The sequence below is a fragment of the Cupriavidus sp. SK-4 genome (assembly GCF_000611125.1).
GTDB lineage: Bacteria > Pseudomonadota > Gammaproteobacteria > Burkholderiales > Burkholderiaceae > Cupriavidus > Cupriavidus necator.
The window spans coordinates 36,078-40,271 of the sequence record NZ_JFJW01000100.1 but is presented as its reverse complement, the minus strand read 5'-3'; the positions used below and the strand labels follow the sequence as shown (position 1 = coordinate 40,271).

Sequence of the window (4,194 nt, the reverse complement as noted above, 5' to 3'; positions counted from 1 at the left end):
CCCATGAGGGGAGAGGGAGAACACCTTGCTTTGGCTAGCTCGAGCGGCTTTGGCGCACCCAAAACCGCTCTCCCCATGAGGGGAGAGGGGAGCAAACCATCAGTCTTCCCGGCGCAGGTGCGGGAACAGGATGACGTCGCGGATATTCGGGCTATCCGTCAGCAGCATCACCAGGCGGTCGATGCCGATGCCGCAGCCGCCCGTCGGGGGCATGCCGTACTCCAGCGCGCGGATGTAGTCGGCGTCGAAGTACATCGCTTCTTCATCGCCGGCGTCCTTCTGCTCGACCTGCTTGCGGAAGCGGTCGGCCTGGTCTTCGGCATCGTTCAGCTCCGAGAAGCCGTTGGCGATCTCGCGGCCAGTGATGAACAGCTCGAAGCGCTCGGTAATACCAGGCACCGTGTCCGAAGCACGCGCCAGCGGCGACACCTCCACCGGGTAGTCAATGATGAAAGTCGGCTCCCACAGCTGGCTTTCCGCGGTTTCCTCGAACAGCACTAGTTGCAGCGTGCCCAGGCCGGCGTTGAGGAACTGCGGCGCGTTGGTGTTGACGCCGAACTTCTTCAGCTCGGTGCGCAGGAACTCGGCATCGGCCAGTTGCGCATCGGTGTACTGCGGCGCGAACTTCTGGATCGCCTGGCAGATGGTCAGGCGGTGGAACGGCTTGGACAGGTCCAGCTCGCGGTCCTGGTACGTCAGCACGGCGCTGCCGCGCGCATCGATCGCGGCCTTGCGGATCAGGTCCTCGGTGAAGTCCATCAGCCAGCGGTAGTCCGTGTAGGCCGCGTAGAACTCCATCATGGTGAACTCGGGGTTGTGGCGCGGGCTCACCCCCTCGTTGCGGAAGTTGCGGTTGATCTCGAACACGCGCTCGAAGCCGCCCACGATCAGGCGCTTCAGGTACAGCTCGGGCGCGATGCGCAGGAACATCTGCATGTCCAGCGCATTGTGGTGCGTGATAAACGGCTTGGCCGCGGCGCCGCCCGGGATCGGGTGCAGCATCGGCGTTTCCACTTCCATGAAGCCGGCATCGGCCATATGGCGGCGCAGCGACGAGATCGCGTTGGTGCGGGCGCGGAAGGTGTTGCGCGTTTCCGGCGACACGATCAGGTCGACATAGCGCTGGCGGTACTTCATTTCCTGGTCGGCCAGGCCGTGGAACTTGTCCGGCAGCGGGCGCAGGGACTTGGACAGCAGGCGCAGCTCGCGCACCTGCACCGACAGCTCGCCCTTGTTGGTGCGGAACAGCTCGCCGCGGGCGCTGATGATGTCGCCCAGGTCCCAGTGCTTGAAGGCCGCGTAGACCTCTTCGCCGACCTTGTCGCGCGTGATGTAGAACTGGATCTGGCCGCTGCCGTCCTGCACCGTGGCAAAGCTGGCCTTGCCCATCACGCGCTTGAGCATCATGCGCCCGGCAATGGCGACCTCGACCGGCGCGGCCTCGAGCGTGGCCTGCTCGGTCTCGGCGTACTGCGCCTGCAGTGCGGCGGCCTGGTGGGTAGGGCGGAAATCGTTGGGGAAGGGCACGCCTTGCTGGCGCAGCGCGGCCAGTTTCTCGCGCCGCTCCGCGATGATCTTGTTCTCGTCGACGGCGGGAGTGTCTGCGGCGGCTGGCTTGGCCTGGGCGCGGTTCGGTTCAGTCATGATGTCTTGTCGGATCGCGCGCGGCGTGCCGCGCGCGGATTCAGATGGCTTGATGGGTGCGGCTTAGTAGTTGCGGAGATCGTCCAGCTCGGTGCTGCCGAAATCCGGGCGGTGCAGGTAGGCGACGATGCGGCCGGCGGTTTCCTCGGCCGACGCCAGCTGTTCATTGGCTTTCAGCTCGCGGAAGCGCTGCACCTGGGCGAAGTCGGCATTGCGGATGGTGGCCTGCATGCCGGTGTCGATCACGCCCGGGGCCAGCGCCACGGCGCGCACGGTGCGCGGGGCTTCGGCCTGGGCGTACTCGGCGTTGACCGAGCGCATGAACATGTCCAGCCCGGCCTTGCCGGCGCAGTACGCGCTCCAGCCTTCGACCGGGCGGCGCGCCGCGCCGGAGGAGATCGCCAGCACCTTGCGCGGGCAGTCGAACTTCTCGGTGCGCTCCAGGAACGCCGCGGTCATCGTCATCGGCGCCGCCAGGTTGGTCAGCAGGTGCGGCACCAGGGTTTTCTCCTGCAGGCGCGTGACCGGGCCGATTGGTTCGACCACGCCCGCGTTCAGGATCAGCGTGGCGCTGGTCGGCGGGATGTCGAGCGTATCGAGCACGCTGGCGAGCCAGGTGGCGGCGGGGCCGGCCTGCGACAGGTCCTGCAGGTGCCAGGCCACCGGCACGCCGCTCAAGGTGGCGATGCGCTCCAGCTCGCTGTTGCGGCTGCGCGCCACGCAGATCAGGCGGTTGCCCGGCACGAGCAGGGCATTGGTCAGTGCCGCGCCCAGCCCGCGCGAGGCGCCGGTGATGATGTAGAGGTGATTGGCTTCGCTCATGGTGCCCCGGTCGGAGATGTCGCCCTGCCGCCGTGCCGGTGTGGCGCGGGCGGCGGTACAGCGGTGGATGGATTGCTGTGCCGCCGCCGGCCGCACCGGCAGGGCGGACGGCGGGTGCTGCCTTACAGTCCCTGCTTGAGGCTGGCCTCGATGAACGGATCCAGGTCGCCGTCCAGCACCTTCTGGGTGTTGGACATTTCCACGTTGGTGCGCAGGTCCTTGATGCGGCTCTGGTCCAGCACGTAGGAGCGGATCTGGTGGCCCCAGCCCACGTCGGTCTTGCCGGCCTCGAGCTTGTCGGCTTCGGCCTGGCGCTTGCGCATCTCGTGCTCGTACAGGCGCGATTTCAGCATCGACATGGCTTCGGCACGGTTGCGGTGCTGCGAGCGGTCGTTCTGGCACTGCACCACGATCCCGGTCGGGATGTGCGTGATCCGCACGGCCGAATCGGTCTTGTTGATGTGCTGGCCGCCCGCGCCCGAGGCGCGGTAGGTGTCCACGCGCAGGTCCGCCGGGTTGACCTCGACCTCGAACGAATCATCCACCTCGGGGTAGACGAACACCGACGAGAACGAGGTATGGCGCCCGCCCGACGAATCGAACGGCGACTTGCGCACCAGGCGGTGCACGCCCGTTTCAGTACGCAGGTAGCCGAAGGCGTATTCGCCCTCGATCTTGATGGTCGCGCTCTTGATGCCGGCCACGTCGCCTTCGGACTCTTCCAGCACCTCGGCCTTGAAGCCCTTGCGCTCGCAGTACTTCAGGTACTGGCGCAGCAGCATCGAGGCCCAGTCGCACGCTTCGGTTCCGCCGGCGCCGGCCTGGATGTCGATAAAGGCGTTGGCCTGGTCCATCTCGCCCGAGAACATGCGGCGGAATTCCATGCCCGCGACGATCTCCTCGAAGCCCTTGACGTCGGCCTCGATCGCTTCCAGCGTATCGTCGTCGCCTTCTTCCCTGGCGAGCTCAAACAGCTCTTCGGCGCCGCTGAGGTCGTCGGTGAGCTTGCTGAGCACGCTTACCACGCCCTCGATTGCCTTCTTTTCCTTGCCGAGGTCCTGGGCCCGCTTGGGGTTGTTCCAGACGTCGGGGTCTTCCAGCAAACCGTTGACTTCGTCCAGCCTTCCTACTTTGACATCGTAGTCAAAGATACCCCCGTAGATCTTCCGTCCGGGAACGGAGATCGGAGATGGCACCGGAGATGGCGTTGAGGCGTTCTGCTTCCATGATGTTCCTGCGCTTAGAAAACCCCGAATTATAGCGGATCGGCGCGGCAACCCGGGGCTTCCGGACCGCCTCGGGCGGGCCGCGGACCGAACGGATTGGCCGCGGCGCGGTCTATCCGCGGTGCCGGGCGATGCACGCGGCGATAATACGGGTCGCAAGCCGCCCCCAGGCACGACAAAGAACAGGGACGAATGACGCAAACCAGACATGACATCGAACCAGGCCGGCGCCGCGCGCTGGGCCTGCTGCTGGCCGCCGCGGCCGCGGTCGCGGCCGGCTGCGGCACCACGGGCGGGCCCGTGCCGGACGGCTACTACCGCGTCGAGCGCGGCGACACGCTGTATTCGATCGCGCGCAAGCACCGCCGCAGCGTACGCGACCTGACCCGCTGGAACAGCGACATCACCAGCCCCAGCCAGATCGAGGTGGGCCAGCTGGTCCGCGTGCGGCCGCCGGGTGGTGCCTCAGGCAGTGCTTCGGCCGGCCAGGCCGTGACCGATA

4 protein-coding genes are annotated in these 4,194 nt (G+C 66.7%); 1 reads left to right on the top strand and 3 read right to left on the bottom strand.

Features of this window, described 5'->3' with window-relative positions; genetic code table 11:
* Positions 1-99: 99 nt before the first annotated feature.
* From lysS to prfB, 3 genes are all read right to left on the bottom strand, one after another.
* Complete coding sequence (gene lysS, locus CF68_RS22080) at positions 100-1,644, bottom strand: lysine--tRNA ligase (protein ID WP_035822926.1); 1,545 nt, start codon at positions 1,642-1,644, stop codon at positions 100-102.
* A 63-nt stretch (positions 1,645-1,707) separates the two neighbouring features.
* On the bottom strand, positions 1,708-2,466 hold the full coding sequence (locus tag CF68_RS22075; RefSeq protein WP_035822923.1) for an SDR family oxidoreductase: 759 nt from the start codon (positions 2,464-2,466) through the stop codon (positions 1,708-1,710).
* Between the two features lie 122 nt (positions 2,467-2,588).
* A protein-coding gene (gene prfB / locus CF68_RS22070) for a peptide chain release factor 2 (RefSeq protein ID WP_099045607.1) occupies positions 2,589-3,693 on the bottom strand; the annotation gives its coding sequence in 2 pieces (ribosomal slippage) (positions 2,589-3,611 and positions 3,613-3,693; 1,104 coding nt in all).
* 191 nt (positions 3,694-3,884) lie between these two features.
* Here prfB and CF68_RS38585 point away from each other — a divergent pair.
* On the top strand, positions 3,885-4,194 hold a 310-nt coding region (locus CF68_RS38585), incomplete at its 3' end, for a LysM domain-containing protein (protein ID WP_035822921.1).